Source organism: Faecalibacterium prausnitzii, assembly GCF_003287495.1.
In the GTDB taxonomy this organism is placed as follows: domain Bacteria; phylum Bacillota; class Clostridia; order Oscillospirales; family Ruminococcaceae; genus Faecalibacterium; species Faecalibacterium prausnitzii_I.
Map to the genome: position 1 here is coordinate 121,990 of NZ_PRLE01000005.1, position 20,990 is coordinate 142,979.

At 61.8% G+C, this 20,990-nt stretch carries 19 protein-coding genes; 10 read left to right on the forward strand and 9 right to left on the reverse strand.

From position 1 onward, the window contains the following. Window positions 1–74: 74 nt before the first annotated feature. The 4 genes from C4N22_RS09885 to C4N22_RS09900 all read right to left on the reverse strand — a co-directional run bounded on the left by C4N22_RS09885 (window position 75) and on the right by C4N22_RS09900 (window position 4,400). Window positions 75–1,247, reverse strand: coding sequence for a DHHW family protein (locus C4N22_RS09885; protein WP_112148853.1), 1,173 nt, complete (start codon window positions 1,245–1,247; stop codon window positions 75–77). Window positions 1,248–1,263: 16 nt separating this feature from the next. Further along, on the reverse strand, window positions 1,264–2,682 hold the full coding sequence (locus C4N22_RS09890; protein WP_112148854.1) for an MBOAT family O-acyltransferase: 1,419 nt from the start codon (window positions 2,680–2,682) through the stop codon (window positions 1,264–1,266). A gap of 71 nt (window positions 2,683–2,753) precedes the next feature. Beyond that, window positions 2,754–3,338, reverse strand: a complete 585-nt coding sequence (locus C4N22_RS09895) for a DUF4358 domain-containing protein (RefSeq protein ID WP_112115679.1) — start codon at window positions 3,336–3,338, stop codon at window positions 2,754–2,756. 138 nt (window positions 3,339–3,476) lie between these two features. Then, the gene (locus tag C4N22_RS09900) at window positions 3,477–4,400 is read right to left on the reverse strand and encodes a M15 family metallopeptidase (RefSeq protein ID WP_112115680.1); all 924 of its coding nucleotides are present in this window, start codon (window positions 4,398–4,400) and stop codon (window positions 3,477–3,479) included. Window positions 4,401–4,472: 72 nt separating this feature from the next. Here C4N22_RS09900 and C4N22_RS09905 point away from each other — a divergent pair, with 72 nt between their 5' ends. The 3 genes from C4N22_RS09905 to C4N22_RS09915 all read left to right on the forward strand — a co-directional run bounded on the left by C4N22_RS09905 (window position 4,473) and on the right by C4N22_RS09915 (window position 6,415). Beyond that, window positions 4,473–4,919, forward strand: coding sequence for a SpoVA/SpoVAEb family sporulation membrane protein (locus C4N22_RS09905; protein WP_022256457.1), 447 nt, complete (start codon window positions 4,473–4,475; stop codon window positions 4,917–4,919). A gap of 112 nt (window positions 4,920–5,031) precedes the next feature. Then, a complete protein-coding gene (locus tag C4N22_RS09910; RefSeq protein ID WP_112148855.1) occupies window positions 5,032–6,054 on the forward strand; it encodes a stage V sporulation protein AD in 1,023 nt (340 codons plus the stop codon). Window positions 6,055–6,058: 4 nt separating this feature from the next. Next, entirely contained in the window at window positions 6,059–6,415 is a 357-nt protein-coding gene (locus C4N22_RS09915; RefSeq protein WP_112115682.1) for a SpoVA/SpoVAEb family sporulation membrane protein, read from the forward strand. A gap of 70 nt (window positions 6,416–6,485) precedes the next feature. Here the strand turns inward: C4N22_RS09915 and rpsT are convergent, their stop codons facing one another. Continuing rightward, complete coding sequence (rpsT, locus tag C4N22_RS09920) at window positions 6,486–6,746, reverse strand: 30S ribosomal protein S20 (RefSeq protein ID WP_005943554.1); 261 nt, start codon at window positions 6,744–6,746, stop codon at window positions 6,486–6,488. A 179-nt stretch (window positions 6,747–6,925) separates the two neighbouring features. On the opposite strand from rpsT, the gene gpr reads away from it, so the two are divergent. Both gpr and spoIIP read left to right on the forward strand, forming a co-directional pair. Beyond that, complete coding sequence (gene gpr / locus C4N22_RS09925) at window positions 6,926–7,714, forward strand: GPR endopeptidase (protein ID WP_112148856.1); 789 nt, start codon at window positions 6,926–6,928, stop codon at window positions 7,712–7,714. A gap of 43 nt (window positions 7,715–7,757) precedes the next feature. Next, window positions 7,758–8,885: a stage II sporulation protein P gene (gene spoIIP / locus C4N22_RS09930; RefSeq protein ID WP_112148857.1), complete on the forward strand. Its 1,128-nt coding sequence runs from the start codon at window positions 7,758–7,760 to the stop codon at window positions 8,883–8,885. A gap of 44 nt (window positions 8,886–8,929) precedes the next feature. On the opposite strand, the gene C4N22_RS09935 is transcribed toward spoIIP, so the two are convergent. After that, on the reverse strand, window positions 8,930–10,390 hold the full coding sequence (locus C4N22_RS09935; protein WP_112148858.1) for a hypothetical protein: 1,461 nt from the start codon (window positions 10,388–10,390) through the stop codon (window positions 8,930–8,932). Window positions 10,391–10,894: 504 nt separating this feature from the next. Between C4N22_RS09935 and asnS the strand changes: the two genes are divergently transcribed. The 4 genes from asnS to C4N22_RS09955 all read left to right on the forward strand — a co-directional run bounded on the left by asnS (window position 10,895) and on the right by C4N22_RS09955 (window position 15,444). Further along, window positions 10,895–12,283 carry an asparagine--tRNA ligase gene (gene asnS, locus C4N22_RS09940; RefSeq protein ID WP_022257856.1) on the forward strand — a complete coding sequence of 463 codons (1,389 nt, stop codon included), beginning with the start codon at window positions 10,895–10,897 and terminating at the stop codon, window positions 12,281–12,283. Window positions 12,284–12,562: 279 nt separating this feature from the next. Further along, on the forward strand, window positions 12,563–13,609 hold the full coding sequence (gene mutY / locus C4N22_RS09945; protein ID WP_112148859.1) for an A/G-specific adenine glycosylase: 1,047 nt from the start codon (window positions 12,563–12,565) through the stop codon (window positions 13,607–13,609). Between the two features lie 101 nt (window positions 13,610–13,710). Beyond that, window positions 13,711–14,058, forward strand: coding sequence for a phosphatase (locus tag C4N22_RS13095; RefSeq protein WP_242981009.1), 348 nt, complete (start codon window positions 13,711–13,713; stop codon window positions 14,056–14,058). A gap of 81 nt (window positions 14,059–14,139) precedes the next feature. Further along, complete coding sequence (locus C4N22_RS09955) at window positions 14,140–15,444, forward strand: M23 family metallopeptidase (RefSeq protein WP_112148860.1); 1,305 nt, start codon at window positions 14,140–14,142, stop codon at window positions 15,442–15,444. Between the two features lie 61 nt (window positions 15,445–15,505). Here the strand turns inward: C4N22_RS09955 and C4N22_RS09960 are convergent, their stop codons facing one another. The 3 genes from C4N22_RS09960 to C4N22_RS09970 form a co-directional block, all read right to left on the reverse strand. Beyond that, window positions 15,506–16,489: an aldo/keto reductase gene (locus C4N22_RS09960; RefSeq protein ID WP_112115688.1), complete on the reverse strand. Its 984-nt coding sequence runs from the start codon at window positions 16,487–16,489 to the stop codon at window positions 15,506–15,508. Between the two features lie 136 nt (window positions 16,490–16,625). Then, complete coding sequence (locus C4N22_RS09965) at window positions 16,626–18,230, reverse strand: peptide chain release factor 3 (protein WP_112148861.1); 1,605 nt, start codon at window positions 18,228–18,230, stop codon at window positions 16,626–16,628. Window positions 18,231–18,358: 128 nt separating this feature from the next. After that, window positions 18,359–19,219 (reverse strand): GNAT family N-acetyltransferase, encoded by an 861-nt coding sequence (locus C4N22_RS09970; RefSeq protein ID WP_112148862.1) that lies wholly within the window; start codon window positions 19,217–19,219, stop codon window positions 18,359–18,361. 275 nt (window positions 19,220–19,494) lie between these two features. Here C4N22_RS09970 and C4N22_RS09975 point away from each other — a divergent pair, with 275 nt between their 5' ends. Beyond that, window positions 19,495–20,964, forward strand: coding sequence for a S1C family serine protease (locus C4N22_RS09975; RefSeq protein ID WP_112148863.1), 1,470 nt, complete (start codon window positions 19,495–19,497; stop codon window positions 20,962–20,964). Window positions 20,965–20,990 lie beyond the last annotated feature (26 nt).

The following is a 20,990-nucleotide window of genomic DNA, read 5'->3' on the forward strand; positions in this document are numbered from 1 at the left end:
ACGGTGCAAAAACGGGAACTCGCATGAAAAAGCTTTCCAAAGTTTGTGAAAAAGCACTGCAATAATTCCCGAACTTAACCTGCAACGCCCGCCCGGTAGAGGTAGGGGTCACCCTTGAAGCTGTCAAAGCTGTACAGCACCAGGATCTGGTCATAGTCGTTGTCGGCGATGAGTTGGTCCAGCCCGTAGTTGTAGTTGCGGAAATCCACCACATCCACGGCAGCGTAATTGGCCGTCAGGTAGGGCACAAAGCAGTTGGCGTAGCTGTCCTTGATGACGAGGATCTTTCCGCTGCCGTCGCCCTCCACCCGGCTCAGGCCGTTGTTGCCGTGGAGGAACATGGCGTATTTGTCGTAGACATTCAGCTTGTCGGTGTCGTACAGGCCGGTGGTGGTGCCCTCGGTGGGCTGGCCGGGGCCGGTGACGTTCCAGATGGTCAGGGCGTTCTGCAGCTCGTAGTAGGTGATGGTGTCCGGCACGGCGTTCCAGGTGCGGGCCTTGGAATAGTGGGTGCCATAGAAGCCATCCCGCGTCAGGGCCGTGTGGGCGGCGGGGTCAAAGGGCGTCAGGCCCAGTGCCTCGCAGAGCTGGCTGTAGGCGTAGTATGCCCCCAGGCTTGTCCAGTGGTGGTCGGTGCGGTAGTAGAGATATTCGTCCTTGTGGCTGCGCAGGATATCCCGCACGTCCACAAAGCGGCCTCCGGCGGCCTGTACGGCGCTGGAAAGCTGGTCGAGATACGGTTCCTCATGGAGGAGCGGAGCGCCCGCAGGGACGTTCTCCGGGTAGATCACGGAGGCCGCCGGCACCAGCATCACGTTGACCTTGCCCGGATAGCGCTGGCAGAGGGATTCCAGGGCGGCGGTGTTCTTGGGCAGGGCGCGGGTCTCGCTGGAGAGCAGGCTGTAAGTGCGGGGGAACATCTGGTGTTCTTTGCCCAACAGGATGCCGCCGTTCTCGGTCTTCTGGAAGAGGGCTGTCTCCACAAAGCTCTGCAGGCTGATCCACTCGTCCCGGCCAAACACCTGATCTTTGACATACTTGGTGTAGCCGGTAAAGTAATTGTTCAGCCCGTCTGCCGTGGGAGCGGTGAGCTTGGGCCGCTGGGCGAGGGTGGTGTTTTCCAGCTCGCTGTAGGCGCGGTCCGGTGTGACGAGATCCAGCACGAACAGCCCAAGGAAGAACAGTCCGAACGCCAGCAGCACCGGGTACTGCCGCAGGGAGGCGCGTTTTTTGTTGTGTTTTTCCATCAAAAATGCCTCCCTTTTAGAAGTTGAAATACAGGAACGGGCTGTTGGTGCTGCCCACGACATAGGCCGTGGAGACCACCAGCAGCACAAGGATGGTAGCCACCCGGGTCAGGGCGCGGCGGCGCAGCAGGTTCCAGAGCTTTTCAATGAGCGGGGTGCAGCAGACCACCGAGACGGCCAGCAGCACGCCGTAATTGCGCAGGAAATAGAGGGGCGACACGCCGCCCGAGGGGACAAAGAGCTTCTGGAACAGCAGCCCGAACGAGACGCCGGTGTCGTTGCCCACAAACATGGCCCAGCCCACCACCACGAGGAAGAGGGTGTAGATGTGGGGCCAGACTTTCCCCTTTTGCAAGTATTGGAGCAGGAACAGCTTCTCGATGGCCAGCAGCACAAAGTAATACAGGCCCCAGCAGATGAAATTCCAGTTGGCACCGTGCCAGATGCCGGTGAGCAGCTCGACCACAAACAGGTTGAAGATCTGCCGCTTGAGGCCCTTGCGGTTCCCGCCCAGGGGGATATACACATACTCCCGGAACCAGCCGGAAAGGGTCATGTGCCAGCGCCGCCAGAATTCGGTGATGGAGGCGGAGATGTAGGGGTAGTTGAAGTTCTGGGGGAAATCGAATCCCAGCATCTTGCCCATGCCAATGCCCATCATGGAGTAGCCGGAAAAATCAAAGTAGAGCTGGAGCGAGTAGGCAATGACGCCCAGCCAGACCAGCGCCGTGGAGGCGTTGGCAAGCCCCACGAACGTGGTGGAGGGGCTGTCCGCAATGCCGATGATGTCGGTCCAGAGGGCACCGATGGTGTCCGCCAGCAGGACTTTTTTGGCGAGGCCGAACGTGAACAGGGTCATGCCATCCTCGATCTGCTTGAGGTTGTAGCGGCCATGAGTCACATGCAGCTGGGCCGCCACGTCCCGGTACTTGACGATGGGGCCCGCGATGAGCTGGGGGAACATGACGACATACGCGCCGAAATCAATGATGTTGTGCTCCGTTTTTACGTCCCGGCGGTAGACGTCGATGGTATAGGAGAGCGTCTGGAACGTATAGAAGCTGATGCCCAGCGGCAGGGTGCTGATGCCCTGGATGGGGGAAAAGCTTGTCCCCAGCAGAGCGTTGGCACTGCTGAGCACAAAGTTTGCGTATTTGAAATAGAACAGCATCCCCAGGCTGCCCACAAGGCCTGCCAGCAGGAAACATTTGCGGGCGGGCTTGCTGCCGTCGAACCGTTCCAGCCCCAGACCGCAGAGGTAGTTGAGGAGGATGAGAGCGATCATGATGGGGAAAAAGCGCACCTCGCCCCAGCAGTAAAACACGAGGCTGCACAGGAACAGAACGGTATTTTTGAGCTTTGCCGGCGCGAGATAGTACAGCGCCAGCGTGATGGGGAGGAACCGGAACAAAAACAGGATGGTGCTGAAAACCACGGCGTCAGCCTCCTTTTTGTGGTGATGAAAAAGACCGATGCCGCAGATGGCACCGGCCGCAGAAAAGCTGCTTATTTGCCGAGGACGCTGTCCACGGCGCTGCTCAGGTCAGCGGAGCACTCGTTGGAGGCGATGACCATGACCACAAGGTCGCTGTCATTGCTGCCGATGACGGCATTCTCCACATTGGACTGGGCCTGTGCAAACTCGGCGTAGTTGCCGTAGAACGCTACCTGATCTTTCTGATAGGTGGTCAGCGCGTCCACGACGTTCTGTGCCTTGCCCGCGGCGGCCTGGATGACCAGCACGAGGCCGGCGTCGCCGTTATCGTTGCTCTTGACGCCCTTGTAGCTGGTGATGTCGTCGGCCTGGATGCCGAAATCGTACTCGATGTTCATGGCGGCGATCTCAAACTGGTTGGAGATGGGGTTGGTGTCCAGCAGGGTGTTCACAGCGTCGTCCAGGGCGTCGGTGCCGTTAGTGCCCTCTGCCGTGGCGCTGGCGGCCTCGGAAACAGCCGAGCTTGCCACGCTGGAAGCAGCCTGAGAGGAGGCCGCCGGAGCAGAGGAAGAAGAGGAACCGCCGCAGCCTGCCAGAAGAGCACAGCTCAGGGCGACAGCGGCAGTGGATAAGATCATTTTTGCACGAATTTTCATGGATTATTCCTTCTTTTATGGATTGAGCCTGCCGCAGGGGCAGACCACTGTTAGTTTACCATATCGGTCCCGGAAATGCAAAGGGGCGGACAGAACTTTTGCCGAAAGTTCACCGGAATATTTTGTGCAGTCTGCCCATCAGGCGGCAATGGACTGCAGGGCGGCGATATAGTCCTCAAAGCACAGGCCGCTTGCGTTGATCTTGGCGGCGTTCTCCGGGCCCACATACCGCCAGTGCCAGGGCTCGTAGGTGATCTCGGTGGCATCCTCGGCCCCCTGGGGGTAACGCAGGATAAAGCCATACTCGGCGGCGTGCTCACACAGCCAGCGGAACGCGGCCGTGTTTTCAAAACCCTCGTCCAGGCCGGTGTGCTCCGGGCTGTTCAGGTCGGCGGCCAGGCCGCAGTTGTGCTCGGAGTAGCCCGGCGGGTTGACGATGGCGGCGGCTTTTTCCTTGGCGGTGGCCTCGTCATAGCCCTTGTCGCGGTAATACTGGGTCTTCCGCTCATAGAGCTTGGTCTGGTAGGAGACGCTGCGGTAGCCGCTCTGCATCCAGACGGTCACGCCGTCGGCGGCAGCGGCTTTCTGCATGGCCAGAAAGGCGTCGCAGGCCACGGTCTGGAGCGTTTTATTCACCGAGGTAGAGGAGCCGCACTCCTTGGTATCAAACGTGTAGTTGTCCGGCATCTTGTTGGCGTGGTTCACCAGCACCATCAGCGGGTCGGCCAGCATGGCGCTGGCCTCCTCTGCCGTCAGGCCCAGGGCGTTGTCCGGGGCGGCCGGTTCCGACGAAACGGCAGAAGAAGCCGCCTCGTTTTTGCCGAACAGGCCGTTGGTGGCGGCCTCGCTGGCCGCCGTGCTGGAAGCCGCGGGCAGGGCGGACGCCGCCGAGGCAGCCGGGACGGGGGCCTTGCGGTGGAGCAGGAACGAGACCCCGCCCACGAGGACGCAGGCCACCAGCGTCAGGCCGGCCACCCGGCGGATGGCGCGGTTGCGGCGGCGACGGCGCGCCTCGGCCCGGGTGAGCCGACGGCGGTGCGGATACTGGGAAGATGGATTCATGTGGGACCTTCTTTCTATCAAAACGGATAAAATACACACAACACGGGCAGACTATCCCGGGAGGCGAAGACGATGAAACTGAAACCGCGGGAATACGCGCGGCGGGTGCAGCGGGCCAGCCCGCCCTCACCGCTGGGCAAAGACTGCCTGTGGGCCTTTTTTGTGGGCGGCGGCATCTGCCTGCTGGGGGAGGTGCTCCGCCAGTGGTATTTGGCCAAAGGGCTGGAATGGGAGCTGGCCGGTACCCTGACCAGCTGCACGCTGGTGGCCCTCTCGGCCCTGTTTACCACCTTGGGGCTCTACCAGAAACTGGCCGCCAAGGCTGGGGCCGGGTCGCTGGTGCCCATCACGGGCTTTGCCAACGCGGTGGTCAGCGCGGCCATTGAGTTCAAGACCGAGGGCCGGGTCTTAGGCACCGGGGCCAAGATGTTCACCATTGCCGGGCCGGTCATCGTGTACGGCACGCTGGCGGCGGTGGTGTATGGCGTGGTGCTCTGGGGGATGGGGGCCATGGTCTGAACCCACCACGCCCAGAATACGGGGCAGAAGCGGAAAAAATTGCAATTCCCCGTCGAGCGTAAAGTATACCACAAAAATCCGATAAAATCAGCCCCCAAAGGAGGAAAAACCAATGGCAGCACGGCGCGGCGATACCCTTTTGTTTGAGCGGATGCCCGTGATTGCGTCCCACGCGGCGGTGGGCGGCAAAAAAGAGGGCGAGGGCCCTCTGGCCGCGGAGTTTGACGAGTTGTTCCCGGACAACAACTGCGGGCAGGCCAACTGGGAGACGGCGGAAAAAATTTTGCAGCTGCGGGCGGCCCGCCTCTGCCTGAAAAAGGCCCACGCCACGGAAAAGCAGGTCAGCCTGGTACTGGCCGGGGACCTGCAGGCCCAGTGCACGGCGTCCAGCTACGCCCTGCGGGAGCTGCACCTGCCCTTTGTGGGGCTGTTCGGGGCCTGCAGCACCATGGCCGAGGCGCTGGGGCTGGGGGCCGCGCTTTGCAGCGCGGGCCTTGCCGACGGCCTGCTGGCCATGACATCCAGCCATTTCTGCGCGGCGGAGCGGCAGTTCCGCACGCCGTTGAGCTATGGTGCCGTCCGCACGCCCACGGCCCAGTGGACCGCCACGGCGGCGGGGTGCTGCCTGCTCCACCCTGCCGGGCAGGGCGTGGGCATTGCCGCCGCCACCTTTGGCCGGGTGGAGGATTACCAGATCAAGGATATCAACAACATGGGCGCCGCCATGGCCCCGGCGGCAGCGGCCACTCTGCTGCGCTATCTGCACGACACCGGGCAGGAGTCCAAAGATTTTGACGCCATTTACACCGGGGACCTGGGCCATCTCGGGAGCCGCCTGTTCCGGGAGATCCTGACCGCCGAGGGCCTGGTGATGAAAAACCACATCGACTGCGGCAGCATCCTCTACGATGCCGCCCGGCAGAACGTCAAGAGCGGCGGCTCCGGCCCGGGCTGCTGTGCCGCCGTCCTCTGCGGGCACATCCTGCCGAGGCTGGAGCGGGGGAGCTATCGGCGGGTGCTGTTCATCGCCACCGGGGCGCTTATGAGCCAGACCACGTTTTTACAAAAAGAGAGCATCCCGGCCATTGCGCATCTGGTGGAGCTGCGCGGGCCGGAATGCACTGTGAGAGGATGATGAGATGCAGTATTTCTGGGCGTTTGTGGTGGGCGGGCTCATCTGTGTGGTGGGCCAGCTTTTGATCGACTTGACGGCCCTGACCCCGGCCCGCGTTTTAACGGGCTATGTGGTGGCCGGGGTGGTGCTTTCCGCCATCGGGTGGTACGCGCCGCTGGCCGAGTTTGCGGGCTGCGGGGCCACCGTGCCCCTGCTGGGGTTCGGGCACCTGCTGGCCAAAGGGGTCAAAACGGCCATCGAAGAAGAGGGGGCCATCGGCATTTTGACCGGCGGGCTGACGGCCGCCGCGGCGGGCATCACCACCAGCCTGGTGTGCGGCGTGGTCTGCTCCTGGGTGGGCAAGAGCCACGACCAGAATTGAAGAACCGTAAAACAAAAACCCCTGCGCCGGTTTCCCGGAGCAGAGGTTTTGTTCGTCAATCAGAAAGCAATCAAGCGTTCTTGTTAGCACGCTTGGCCATACGGCTGATCTTGCGGCTTGCGGTGTTCTTTTTGATGACACCCTTAGCGCGAGCCTTGTCGATCGCGGAAACAGCAGCCAGGACGGTTGCGTCCTTGTCAGCGGCATTCGCATCGATGGCAGCGTCTGCCTTCTTGACGACTGTTTTCAGGTTGGTCTTAATGGCCTTGTTGTGAGCCTGCTCTGCAGCAGCCTGCACGACGCGGTCCTTCTGAGATTTGATGTTAGGCATTCGTTCCACCTCCTTGGCTACCTATAACAGCGCACCTTATGATACCATATTTGCCGTACCAACGCAAGCGTTTTTTTGATTTTTGTTTCAAAAAGTTTTATTTTTCCCATACTTCTCCTGTCCGGAGGGGCCCAAACAGCGCCTCCGGCGGCAAATTTGCAGAAAAAGAGGGGAAAACCATGCGTTTGACAGACATGGCCGATGAATTGTACGCGGCACCCGCCTGCTCTGCCCTGCCCGGCGGGGTACGGGTGGCCACGGCCCGGCACGATGGCGTGACCGTGACGCGGGTGGAGATCGCGCGGGAGGGGCTGGAGCGGCCCCGGGGGCGGTATGTGACGCTGGAAGTGCCCCGCGTCAGCGTGCTGGACGAGCGGGACAGCGGTGTCATCGAGCAGGCGGCGGCCGAGCTGCGGGCCCTGCTGCCGCCTGAGGGCCCGGTGCTGGTGCTGGGAGTGGGCAACCGCCGGGTGACGGCGGATGCTCTGGGCCCCCGCACGGTGCAGAAGATCTTTGTTACCATGGGGGCCGGGAGCCGCCTGCCGCTGCCTGGCATCCGCCCCGTGGCGGCGGTCGCCCCCGGGGTTTCCGGGGCCACGGGCCTGAGTTTGCAGCAGCTGGCCGGGGCGCTGGTGCGGGAGCTCCGCCCGTCCGCCCTCCTCTGCGTGGACAGCCTCTGCTCCTCGGAGCCGGAGCGGCTGGGCCGGACGCTGCAATTCTCGGACACCGGGCTCTGCCCGGCCCAGCCCGGCAGCCGCAAGCATCTGGCCGCCGCCCGGCTGGGGGTCCCGGTGCTCGCGGCGGGCATCCCCACCCTGATGGAAGCCCGGGAGGGCAAAGATTTGGTGGTCACGCCCCGGGAGCTGGACAGCGTCATCGCCCACGGGGCGGCCCTGCTGGGCAGCGCCATCAACCGGGCTCTGCAGCCTCGGCTGAGCATCGCGCAGCTGTGCTGGCTGGCGAGCTGACTGCATAGAATGGTCATAGCATTTTGACGGGGAGGGGATGGCCATGCGGCAGACAGAGCGGGGCGGCACGGAGCGGACAGGCCAGCTGGGGGCATTCCTGCTGGCGTTGGCCCTGCTGCTGGTGCTGACCGTTTTTGCCCACCGGGTGGTGCTGGGGCTGGCGGCGGTCATTGCAGGGCCGCTGCCTGCCGCCCGGACCGCCCTCTCCCTGAGCCGGAAAGCCATGCAGGAGACAATCCCGGACGAGACACCGGGCAGCATTGCCTCAGAGCCCGCCCCGGAGTCTGCCCCCGAAGCCGCCGCCCCGGCCAATACCGGCATGGAAAGCTATCTTGCAGCCCTGGAAGCCGACGACGCCCGCCCCGCGGATGCAGGTGCCGTGCAGGAAAAGACTTACCCGCACGGCAGCGGCGAAAAATATATCCCCTGCGGCGGAGGCAGTATCAAAAACAACACCCGTGTCCCGGCGGCAGAAGTGGCGGCGGAAATCACAAACCCTTTGCCCTTTGCGGTAGAGTGGAACAGCCCTGACCCGCAGATCTTGATTATGCACACCCACGCCACGGAGGATTACCGACTTTCCGCCGGGCTGTGGTACCGCCCGGGTGACGGGGCCCGCAGCACCGATCGCAGCATCAATATGTGTGCGGTGGGCCGGGTGATGGCCGATACCCTCCATGCGGCAGGCCTCAACACCCTGCATGACGAGACCCTGAACGACTACCCCAGCTATACTGGAAGCTACGCCAACAGCCGGGCCGTGGTGCAGAAATATCTGGAAAAGTACCCCAGCATCAAAATCGTGCTGGATGTCCACCGGGACGCCATTGAGACGGAGAGCGGTACCCGGATGGCCCCGGTCTGGGCCGGGAGCGGGGCGGGGGAGCAGGCCGCGCAGGTCATGATCATCTGCGGGTGTGACAATGGCGGGAGCGTCCAGCTGCCCAACTGGCGGCAGAACCTCCGCTTTGCGGCCCGGTGGGAGACGGCGATGGAAGCGCTTTACCCGGGGTTCACCCGCCCGGTGCTGTTCAGCTACCGGTTTTACAATCAGGACCTGACCACCGGCAGCCTGCTCATTGAGATCGGCGGCCACGGCAACAACCTCAACGAGGCCCTCCGGGCCGGGCAGCTGGCAGCGAATGGATTGGTGGAAGCGCTGCGGGGATAAGAAAAAGGCCGCTGCGCGGCAGCGGCCTTTCGAAAGTGTCTTCTTTATTCAAACACGATGCAGCCCAGAATCTTCTTGCCCAGGCGCTGGATCTGCTCGTTCTGGTCGTTGACGGCGGTGTAGTGGGAGCAGGTGCAGTCTGCGGCCAGCACAATGGCGTCGGCGCTGGTCACCTGCGGCACGGTGGCCGCACAGGTCAGGATGCTCTCGGCGGCGGTAACCACCTGTGTCCGGAGGGCACCGGTATCCTGCAGGGCGGCTGCCAGCGCGGTGAGCTGATCAGCAGGCAGGTCGCCCGTAATGAGGATATGCTTTGCCTCCGGGGCTCGGCTGGCGATGGTGGCCGCCATCAGGCGGATCATCTCAGCATCGGTGCTGCCGTCCGGGCGGTGCTCCATCCGGTCAAGGGCGGCGTCCAGCTGCTTGCTCTGCCGGGTCTTCCCGCTGGCCAGGGTGCCAAGCAGGGGCAGGCGGCAGGTGTCCCGCAGCTCTTTGCCGGAGTAGACTTTGCCCTGCACGAGGAACTGCACGGTGCCCGCGCAGCAGACCAGCACGATGCCTGCCAGCAGGCCGATAAGGCCAAACTTGAGCACGGCGGAGGAGATGCGGGTGGACTGGAGCACGGGCTCTTCCGTGCTTTCCCACTCCTTGGTGGTATCTTCAAAGTTGCTGTCCAGCCGGGTGCGGCTCTGCTGCAGCTGGTCGATCTGGGTCTGCAGGGAGAGCAGGTTCTGGCTGTTTTCCGTCTGTGCGTCCCGCAGGTCGGTGGAGACGGTGCTGTAACTGCTCTGCGCGATGACACTGATGGTGTGGCTGCCCACCGAGGCCGTGATATTGGCGTCCATGGCATTCACCTGCTCCAACAGGGCGGCCAGAATGTTGCTGGAAGTCTGCTCACTGCTGCTCATGACCGTAATGGCCAGCAGGTGAGTGTCCGGGTCAGAAGAAATGGTCACCAGCTCCCGCAGGTAGCGCTCCTGCATGTTGAACTGTTGAGCCACCTCGCTCAGGGTAGAACTGTTTCCCAGCAGGGAAGCGTAGGCCGAAAGGACAGAATCGGTGCGGTCCGGATTCTGGTAGGCCATGCCGGGCTGGATCTGATAATTGGTGGTCACATAGAGGTCGGCCTGTGCCACCCAGACATTGTAGGGGTCCAGATTATTCCAGACGGAATTCTCAGCGTACTCCTGTGCTTTCTGGATGGCGTATTCGGTATCGCGCTGGCTTTTTTCGTTGTTGGCAATGTCGAGAGAATACTGCTGTTTGGCGGCCTCGTAACTCTCTTTTTTGCGGTTGTACTCGGCCAGCTCGCTTTCGTAGGCTTTCTGGGCATCCTGAGAGACCGCCCCGCCCCATGCGGTGTGTGCCCCGGCGGCCGCGCCAAAAATGATTGCGCAGGCCAGGGCGGCGGCAAGGATCTGCCGGTATTTGCGCAGGAGCGTGAAAGTGAGCGCCACAAGGTCGATCTCCTCTTCCTGCCCGTACGCAGGCTGGTTTTCCATCATATTCTGTTTCTCCTTGTATCCTGTGTGGGAACGGTTTGTGCAGTCTGACTTCGTGTGGTGACAGACGGCATACAATTTCAATTTACAAGATATCATGGAAACTGCCGGATTGCAAGGGGAAGCGTGCACTTTTTAATTGACAAAGCGGCGCAAATGTGCTATTTTTAAAAAACTGAAAAGCGAAGATCGGGAAAAGTAGCGCGGGCAGTCTGGCCCAGAGAGCGTGGCAGCAGCTGGGAGCCGCGCGCAGACACAGCGTGAACGAACACCCGGGAGCTGCAAACTGAACCCCGGCGGGCCGGAAAGCCCTGCCGCCAGTAGGCGCGCCGCAGGCCCTGCGTTACAGGGGCAGCGCTTATTGTGAAAAAGGAGCGCGCGAGCGACCGGGGCACTCCCGGTAATTCAGGTGGCACCGCGGACATTACAAGACAGCTTGTTCGCCCTGAACTTTCAGGGCAAAAGCTGTCTTTTTCTTTTATAAAAATCAGAAAGAGGAGAAACACTATGGAACGTACTGAGATCGTTTCGCTGTACAAGAACACCCCGGCCGACGGCACGGTGGTCACCGTCTGCGGCTGGGCCAAGAACATCCGTGACTCCAAGAACATCGGCTTCATCGCCCTGTCGGACGGCGGCTGCTTCAAGACCCTGCAGGTGGTGCTGGAATCCGGCAAGCTGGCAAACTATGAGCAGGTGGTCCACACCGGCCTGTACAGCAGCCTGCGCGTTGTGGGCCGCGTCGTGCTCACCCCGCAGGCCAAGCAGCCCTTTGAGCTGAACGCCGACAGCGTGGAGATCCTGGGCGACTGCCCGGCCGATGAGTACCCCCTGCAGAAAAAGAAGATGAGCATGGAGTACCTGCGCACCATGCCCACCCTGCGCCCCCGTACCAACACCTTTAACGCGGCGTTCCGTGTCCGCAGTGTGGCTGCTTACGCCATCCACAAGTTCTTCCAGGAGAACGGCTTCGTCTATGCCCACTCTCCGCTGCTGACCGCCTCCGACTGCGAGGGTGCCGGTGAGATGTTCCGTGTCACCACGCTGGACCTCGACAACGTGCCCAAGAACGAGGACGGCACCGTGGATTACACCAAGGACTTCTTCGAGAAGCCTGTCAACCTGACCGTTTCCGGCCAGCTGGAGGCCGAGGCCATGGCCATGGCGTTCGGCAAGGTGTACACCTTTGGCCCCACGTTCCGTGCCGAGAAGAGCTTCACCACCCGCCACGCGGCCGAGTTCTGGATGATCGAGCCCGAGATGGCGTTCTGCGACCTGAACGGCTACATGGATACCGCCGAGGCCATGACCAAGTACGTCATCCGCTATGTGCTGGACAACTGCCCGGACGAGATGGCGTTCTTCAACCAGTTCATTGACAAGGGCCTCATCGAGCGTCTGGAGCTGGTGGCCAACAGCGAGTTTGGCCGCATCTCCTACACCGACGCCATCGAGATCCTGAAGAAGAACAACAAGAAGTTCCAGTTCCCTGTGGAGTGGGGCGTGGACATCCAGACCGAGCACGAGCGCTACCTGACCGAGGTGGTGTTCAAGAAGCCCGTCTTCGTCACCGACTACCCGAAAGAGATCAAGAGCTTCTACATGAAGCAGAACCCCGACGGCAAGACCGTGGCCGCGGCCGATATGCTGGTGCCCGGCATCGGCGAGCTGATCGGCGGCAGCCAGCGTGAAGAGGATTACGACAAGCTGGTCACCCGTATGGACGAGCTGGGCCTGGACAAATCCAGCTACGACTGGTATCTCAACCTGCGCAAGTTCGGCGGCGTGGAGCACGCCGGTTACGGCCTGGGCTTTGAGCGCATGATCATGTACCTCACGGGCATCCAGAACATCCGCGACGTCCTGCCGTTCCCCCGCACTGCCTACGGTTTCTAAAAATAGTAAATCAAAACGCGAAAGCTGTCGCCGAAAGCGGCAGCTTTTTTGATGAACGGCTTTGCCCTCTCCGTCATTGCTTGCGCAATGCCACCTTGCCCCCTTCTGGCACTTTCGTGCCACCTCCCCCGGCCGGGGGAGTCTTTCAAAGGGAGAGGCATTGGCAGTCCATGCGAAGTTTTCGGTTTCGCCAGAGGCTCTCCCTTTGGGAGAGCTGGACGCGAAGCGGCCTGAGAGGGCAAGCAATCTCATCTTTTTTCAACAACGAGGTAACTTTCCGTGGAAAACATTTCGCCTGCACTGCTGAACTGGTTTTACGAAAACCAGCGCGTCCTGCCGTTCCGCACCGACCCCAGTCCCTATCACGTCTGGCTGAGTGAGATCATGCTCCAGCAGACCCGGGTCTCGGCGGCGCTGCCCTATTATGAGCGGTTCCTCGCCGCCCTGCCGGATATCCCGGCACTGGCCGCCTGCGAGGAAGAAAAGCTGAATAAGCTCTGGGAGGGTCTGGGCTATTACAGCCGGGTGCGCAACCTGCAAAAGGCGGCCAGGATCGTCTGTGAGCAGTACGGCGGGGAGCTGCCAGCCGATTACGACGCCATCCGCGCCCTGCCCGGCATCGGGGATTACACGGCCGGGGCCATTTGCTCCATCAGCTTTGGCATTCCGGTGCCCGCAGTGGACGGCAATGTCCTCCGGGTGTTTTCCAGACTGTATAATGACCCCGGTGTGATTACAGATCCGGCGGTCAAAAAAGCCTTTACAGTCCGGGTGATGGAGCATCAGCCTCCCGCCGCCCCCGGGGACTACAATCAGGCTCTCATGGAGCTGGGGGCGCTGGTCTGTGTGCCCAACGGGGCTCCGCTGTGCGAGCAATGCCCGCTGGCCCGCCTGTGCCAGGCCCGGGCGGCGGGCACGGCCCTCAGCCTGCCCCAAAAGGCCGCCCCCAAGGCCCGCAAGCTGGAAGATCTGACCGTGGCGCTGGTGGAGAGCCCGGCGGGCTTCCTTATCCAGCAGCGGCCCGAAAAAGGCCTGCTGGCCGGGCTGTGGCAGCCCCTGCTCTGGGAGGGCGCGGCTATGACCGCCGAACAGCTGCCGGCCGCCCTGACGGCGCTGGGCATCCACGGCATCACCGAGGCCAAGCCCATCCCCAAGGCAAAGCATATCTTCAGCCACATCGAGTGGCGCATGACGGGCTATACTGTCACGGTGGAGGCCCAGCCCGCACCGGATGGCTGGATTTGGGCTACCCGGGAGCAGCTGCAAACGGAATACACCCTGCCCGGGGCGTTCAAGGCCTACAAAAAGCGGCTGGGTCTGGTGTGAGAAAATTTTAGGGTTTTGGTTGTAATTTTTTCAGGAAACGGGTATAATGAACTTAATTCGGACGGGTGCACCGGAACCTCGATGTATGGAGGATGCTGCGGATGATCTTTCTGGTAAAACTATCGCTCCACATGCTCTCAGCCATGTGGAAAGCAGCAGAGCTTCTGCTGCGGGTCTCCCGCTGGAAAAACAAGCTGAAACATCGTTTCGACCGAAAAAAGGAGTGTGCTGAACCTATGAAGAAATCTTGTTTGATCGCTGTCGTCGCCGTGCTGGCCGCTGTGGCCGGTGCTCTGGGTGCTGTGGCCGTCTATCTGCGCCGCCGCGAGAAAGAGCTGGACGAGTACGAGCGTCTGCTGTTTGGCGAGGATGACGCTGCAACGGTAGAAGACACTGCAGAACCCGCTGAGGCCGCGGAAGAGGCTCCCGCGGAGGACAAGGCAGAATAAGAGAAGACCGAAAAACATACAGGGCGCACCGACAGTCTTGAGGGACTGTTTCGGTGCGCCCTTTTTCTTTGAGGAGTAGATATGAAACGACTTTTGCTGTGGCTGCTGGGCGTGGCGCTGGGCGTTGTGGTGCTGCTGGGGGCGGTGATGGCGGTAAGCTACGCCTTTACCACCCAGGGCTCCTGCCCGGCACCGGAGGTGCGGTTCGGGGATGAGGCGCTGGAAGTCAACGGGTACTGCTGGCAGGTGCCGCTGCTGAGTGGCCAGCTGGACAAGGTGTTTGCCAGCCCGGAGACCCTGACCGTGCAGAAGCTTGGCACTCTCTACGACGCGCACCCGGCTCTCACCCTGCCGGAGTGGGCCAGCTATGCCACCCTGACCATTGAGAACACGGCGGGCAGTGTGGTGTATACGGGCAGCGCGGGAGACTACGCGGGGTTTCTTTTCCCGGCCAACGGGGAGTACAAGGCCAGCCTGACCGTCTGGCGGCTCCCGGCGGGTGGGACGGTCCCCCGGTTTGAGGGCGGCAATACCGGGGCCATCCGGCGGAACAGCCGCCTGGAAAAGCCCGCCAGGCCCACAGGCTGGTATGGCTTCTCGTTTCGGTTCACCCTGCAGGCCAGCGCCGAGGTAGAGCTCTCGGCGGACCGGGTGGAGCAGGGCGGCATTGTGGGCGTGGCCATCACGGGCATGACCGGAGACACGGCTCCCACCGTGGAGACCGACCTTGGCAAGATCCAGTGCGCCCGGAGCCCCGGCGGCTGGCGGGCCTACATCCCGGCGGCTTACAATGCCTCCGCGGGCAGCCATGAGGTGAACATCACCGTCAACGGCGAGACGCTGACCAGGACCATCACGGTGCTGCCCAAGGATTTTGGCACTGTGGAGCTGGCCCCGGAGCCGGAGGCCTCGGAGGCCGCCAACAACGAGTTCCGCAACGCGGTCTGGCCCCTCTACGAGCAGCCCGCGCGGGAAAAACTCTGGGCCGGCGGCTTTGCCTGCCCGGCGGAAAATTACATGAAGCTTGTGGATTTCGGGCAGGTCAAAGTGGTCAATGGCAAGCAGGGGAGCAAATCCAACTCCACCCGGCTCTACACCATCCCCGGCGACAGCTGCCGTGCCCCGGCGGCGGGCGTTGTGGTGCTGGCCCGGAACCTGGCCCTTACGGGCAACACCGTGGTCATCGACCACGGCTGCGGCGTGCGCAGCTACCTCTACGGCTTGCAGACCATCGCCGTGGGCGAGGGGGCTCTTGTGGAGCGGGGCCAGAGCGTGGGCTCCCTGGGCGAGGAGCTGACCATGGACTTCAAGCTGGGCAGCAAGAGCGTCAACCCCTGGCTGCTGTTCCAGTCCAGCGGCGGCCTGTTCTGGCGGGAAAATCAGTGAAAATCAGCAAAAAAGTGGATGCCGCGCGGGATGCGGCATCCACTTTTTGCTGTAGAAAATGTTAGGAGATCGCGTCCACATCCCACTTCATGCGGACGGCATCGGCACCATCCAGCTGGAGGGTGAGGGCTTTGGCGTTGTCCAGCACCTGCTCCGGGGTGCGTGCACCGCAGAGAACGTGCAGGCCGGGGATCATCCGGGCCGTCAGGGCGATGACCAGCTGGGCCGGGGTGCAGTGGTACTTCTCGCACAGGTCCTGCCAGCCGGCCAGCAGCTTGAGGGCCTGGGCCCGGCGGGCAGGCTGGAAGCAGGGGTTGGAGTTGCGGGTGCTGCCCTCGGGGTAGGTGGTGTCCATGGTGACCTTGCCGGTCAGCAGGCCCTGCTCCAGCGGGGAGTAGGCCTGGATGGAGACGCCCAGCTCCTTGCAGGTGGGCAGCAGCTGCTTTTCCACCCGGCGGGTCAGCAGGCTGTACTTTTCCTGAATGACATCCAGCTCGCCGTACTGGCAGTAGCCCCGGATCAGGTCAGCGGTCATGTTGGAAGCGCCAATGGCCCGGATCTTGCCCTGGGCTTTCAGCTTCATCAGGGCAGAGACGGTCTCTTCCAGCGGGAAGATGCTGAAGTCCGGGCTCTGCCAGTGGGTGTACAGCACGTCAATGTGGTCGGTGCCCAGGCGCTTCAGGCTCTCCTCCACATCCTCGAGGATGCTTTTCTCGGACAGGTCGCGGTAGACCTGCACCCCGTCCACCACTTTGTGGAGGACCGGCGACTCGTGCCGCCACTCCAGCCCGCATTTGGTGGAGAGGATGATCTTGTCCCGGTCGAGGTGCTTCAGGGCTTCGCCCACCACTTCCTCGCTGTGGTACAGGCCGTAAATGGGGGCCGTGTCCACCCAGGTGATGCCCTGCTCCACGGCCGTGAGAATGGCTTTTACGGAAAGGGCGTCGTCGTTGTCGCCCCACCAGCTGCCGCCGCCAATGGCCCAGGTGCCCATCCCCAGGAACGGGGCGGACAGGCCACTTTTACCAATATTGCGTTTTTCCATAGTAATTCCCTCGCGCCAGTGTCCCTCCCCGTGTTGGGAGGCTCAATATACACTGGTGTATTTTGTTGGATTTCTGATATTGATTCAAAAAGACTGCGGCACAGGTATTGTACCGCAGTCTTCTGAACCTGATGATTTAAATATTGCCAAATTCGCTCAGCTTTAATTCCTCGTTATGGGTTTCTGCCCAGCGGATGGCCCAATCGGAGGTGAACAGGAGCAGGCGGTTGCCTTTCATGTCCTCCACAGCCTTGGTGTCGCTGGTCAGGTCGAGGTCACGCAGGTTGTAGGTGTCCGGGTCGTTCTGGACCCAGCGCAGCTGCTCGAACGGGAGCTGCTGCATCCGGATCTCCACGTTGTACTCGGTGTTCAGGCGGTACTCCAGCACTTCCAGCTGCAGCACGCCGACCACGCCGACCACCACTTCTTCCATGCCGCCGCCCACTTCGCGGAAGATCTGGATGGCACCCTCCTGGGCGATCTGCTCCATGCCTTTCACGAACTGCTTGCGCTTCATGGTGTCTTTCTGCTCAATGCGGGCAAAGTGCTCCGGCGAGAACGTGGGGATGCCCGCAAACTGCACTTTCTTTTTGCCGGTGCAGAGGGTATCGCCAATGGAGAAGATGCCCGGGTCAAACAGGCCGATGATATCGCCTGCGTAGGCCTCGTCCACAATGGCGCGGTCCTGTGCCATCAGCTGGGTGCCGGTGGCCAGTTTGATGTTCTTGCCCTCCTGGACGTGGTAAGCCTCCATGCCGCGCTCAAACTTGCCCGAGCAGATGCGCATGAACGCGATGCGGTCCCGGTGGGCTTTGTTCATGTTGGCCTGGATCTTGAAGATAAAGGCGGAGAACTCATCGCGGCAGGGGTCCACGGGCTCATTGGTCAGGCTGTCCACGCGGGCCAGCGGGGTGGGGGTCAGCCGCAGGAAGTTTTCCAGGAACGGCTCCACGCCGAAGTTGGTCAGCGCCGAACCGAAGAAGACGGGGCTCAGCTCGCCTTTCAGCACCTTGTCGAGGTCAAATTCCTCGGCAGCGCCGTCCAGCAGCTCGATCTCGTCCACCAGCTGCTGGTGCAGGTAGGGAGTCAGCAGCTCGTCCAGTGCGGGATCGCCCAGCTCGGCCTCGGTCTCCTCGACCTTTTTGACGCCGTTGGCACGGCCGTCGCTGGAGAATGCCAGAACCTTGCGGGTGTTGCGGTCGAACACGCCCTTGAACTCTTTGCCGCAGCCGATGGGCCAGTTCATGGGGTAGGTCTTGATGCCCAGGATCTCCTCAATGTTCTCCATCAGCTCAAAGGGGTCGCGGGCTTCGCGGTCCATCTTATTGACGAACGTAAAAATGGGGATGTGGCGCAGGGTGCAGACCTTGAACAGCTTGATGGTCTGGGCCTCAACGCCCTTGGCGGCGTCGATGACCATGACCGCCGAGTCCGCTGCCATCAGGGTGCGGTAGGTATCCTCCGAGAAGTCCTGATGGCCCGGGGTATCCAGAATATTGACGCACTTGCCCGCGTAGTTGAACTGCAGCACCGAGGAGGTGACGGAAATACCACGCTGCTTCTCAATGTCCATCCAGTCGGACACGGCGTGCTTGGCGCTCTGCTTGCCCTTGACAGAGCCTGCCTGATTGATGGCTCCGCCGTACAGCAGCAGCTTTTCGGTCAGCGTCGTTTTGCCGGCGTCGGGGTGGCTGATGATCGCAAACGTCCGGCGGCGCTCGATTTCTTCACGATTTGTCATATGGTTTTACTTCTCCTGATATCATAAAAGGGGATAGACGAGATCGGTCCGTTTCTATGGGAGTTTCTCCTGAAAATACACACAACGTTTATTTTAACAGAAAATGCACATGGATGCAAGAGTTTTTGCTATTTTTTCAGCAGCAGGCAGGGCAGCGGGGCGGTATCGGCCCAGTTGGCAAAATCGCACACCAATACGGTACATTTCGTCAGGGGCAGGGCGCGCGCCCACTGGAGGATGTGCTGCTTTTCGTCCGAGCCGATGACCCGCCCGCTGTAGAGGATCGCACTGAGCACCCCGCCGGGGCGCAGGGCCGTGAGGGCCGCTTCCAGCGCGGGGATGCTGCTGCCTGCCGTGGAGAATACCGCGTGGTCGGCCCCGGGGAGCCAGCCAAAGTTGAACATGACGGCATCTGCCGTGCCGGGTGTAACGTATTGCAGCAGGTTTGCGTGGCTGTCGCGGTGGAGCTCTGCCGTAAAGCCTTTTTGCGCCAGATGGGCTCGGGTGGAGGCGATGGCCTCGGGCTGGATGTCAAAGCCCAGCACCCGCCCGCCGGAGGCAGCCGAGAGCCCGCACAGGAACGCCGTATCCCCGCCGTTGCCGCAGGTGGCGTCGATGCACAGCCGCGGGGCCGTGAGCCGGGCGGCGAGGAAATCCTGCACGAACCGGACAGCGGTCAGGTCCGGGGTGCGGCGGCGGACCAGCTGTGTGCCCTCGGGCTGGAAATCAAATTTGGCCCAGAATGCCGCCTCGCCCGGGTCTGTGGGCAGGGGAGCGGTAAAGACGGTGGCCTGTTCCCGGTCGTAGCCGCCGAGGGCCCGCAGGGCTTCTTTTAAGAGATAGGAGCCGTAGCCTTTCCGCCGCCACTGGGGCAGGATGCAGAACGCGCCAAAGGTTCCCCCTTTTGGGGTGGGGGTAAGGGCGCAGCGCCCGATCTCGTCTTTTTCTTTGTAGAGGGCAAAGCCCGAATCGATTGAAATGATTTTCATAGCAGTTTCCCTTTTTGCCAAGGGCTCTCCCTTTGGGAGAGCTGGCGCGTCAGCGCCTGAGAGGGCAAGGATGCAAACAAAAGAGCTGATAAGACTACTCTTCAATTTACCGTGAAATGGGAGTATTTGTCAAGCAAAACAGTACGACCTTATTTCACACATTCTTCACGGCGTGAGCGATTGATTTTCACAATTGGTGGTTACAATAGGGACAGTTCAAAGGAGATGGCAAAACACCCCCCGGAACGAGTCCCTTTGAGAAAGGATGTATCGCAATGGAAAATGAGAACAAATGGGAATACGATTATTCCTCTGCAAATAATTCACAGAACACTGCCGGTGAGACTGGCTACCCCAATGTGGGTTCCAGCGGCATGAACACCGCAAACACCGCCGCTACTTATGGCGAGGCGGATGCCACCAACCCGGAGTACACTGCTCCCGGGCAGGATTCCGGCAACGGCGGCGTCACCCCGCCCCCGGCAGGCCCGGAACAGAACGCCGCGGCCCCGGGGCAGCCCCAAAAGCAGAAGAAAGACCACAGCAAGCTGGCCAAGAGCGCGGTGGCGCTGGTGCTGGCGGCGGCCATGGGCTTTGTGGGCGGCTTTGCAGGCGCGCAGTTCGGCAATGGCGGCCACAAGGTCGTCATCCAGCAGGTGGAACGTTCGGACAGCAGCGCGGCTTCGGATTCCGTCGATGCCGCCGCGGATGGCACCACGGTGTCCAGCGGCATGACCACGGCGCAGGTGGCCAAGATGGTCAGCCCCAGCGTGGTGGTCATCACCACCGAGCAGGTGGTCTACTCCCAGTGGTCCTGGTACGGTCAGAGCCAGGTGGAGAGCGGTGCCGGCAGCGGCGTCATCATCAGCTCGGACGGCTACATCCTCACCTGTGACCATGTGGTCGCGGGCGCGTCCAACATCACCGTGACCATCGGCGATGACGACTATACCGCCACCGTGGTGGGCGAGGATTCCACCAGCGATGTGGCTGTGCTGAAGATCGACGCCAACGGCCTGACCCCGGCTGTTGTGGGTGACAGCGATACCCTGACCGTGGGCGACAATGTGCTGGCTGTGGGCAACCCCCTGGGTGAGCTGGGCGGCACCGTTACCAGCGGCATCGTCAGCGCGCTGAACCGCAGTGTCAGCATCCAGAGCTCCGGTTCTGTGAACACCATGTCCCTGATCCAGATGGACGCTTCCGTCAGCCCCGGCAACTCCGGCGGCGGCCTGTTCAACATGAACGGCGAGCTGGTGGGCGTGGTCAACGCCAAGTCCTCTGACTCCGATGCCGAGGGCCTGGGCTTTGCGATCCCCATCAATGATGCCATGAAAGTGGCACAGGATCTGCTGGAGAACGGCTACGTCACCGGCCGTCCCTACATGGGCATCACCTATCTGGCTGTCACCGATGCACAGACGGCCCAGCAGCTGGGCGTCAATGCCTACGGCATCTATGTGGCCGATGTGGTCAAGGGCGGCCCCGCCGACAAAGCCGGCCTGAAAGTCGGTGACCGCATCGTCAGCATCGACGGCACCGAGGTGGCCCAGAAGACCGATCTGGGCACCATCATCCAGCAGCACTCCGCAGGCGACACCCTCTCCATCACCGTGGCCCGAGGTGGCCAGATGCAGACGGTCAGCCTGACGTTGGGAGAAAAGAATAATTCTACCACCACTGCCGCCGCCCAGCAGCAGGAACAGCAAGACGCTGGATCTGCCCAGGAGCAGCCGCAGGGCTAACGCAAATATCAAAGAGAGCCGGAACT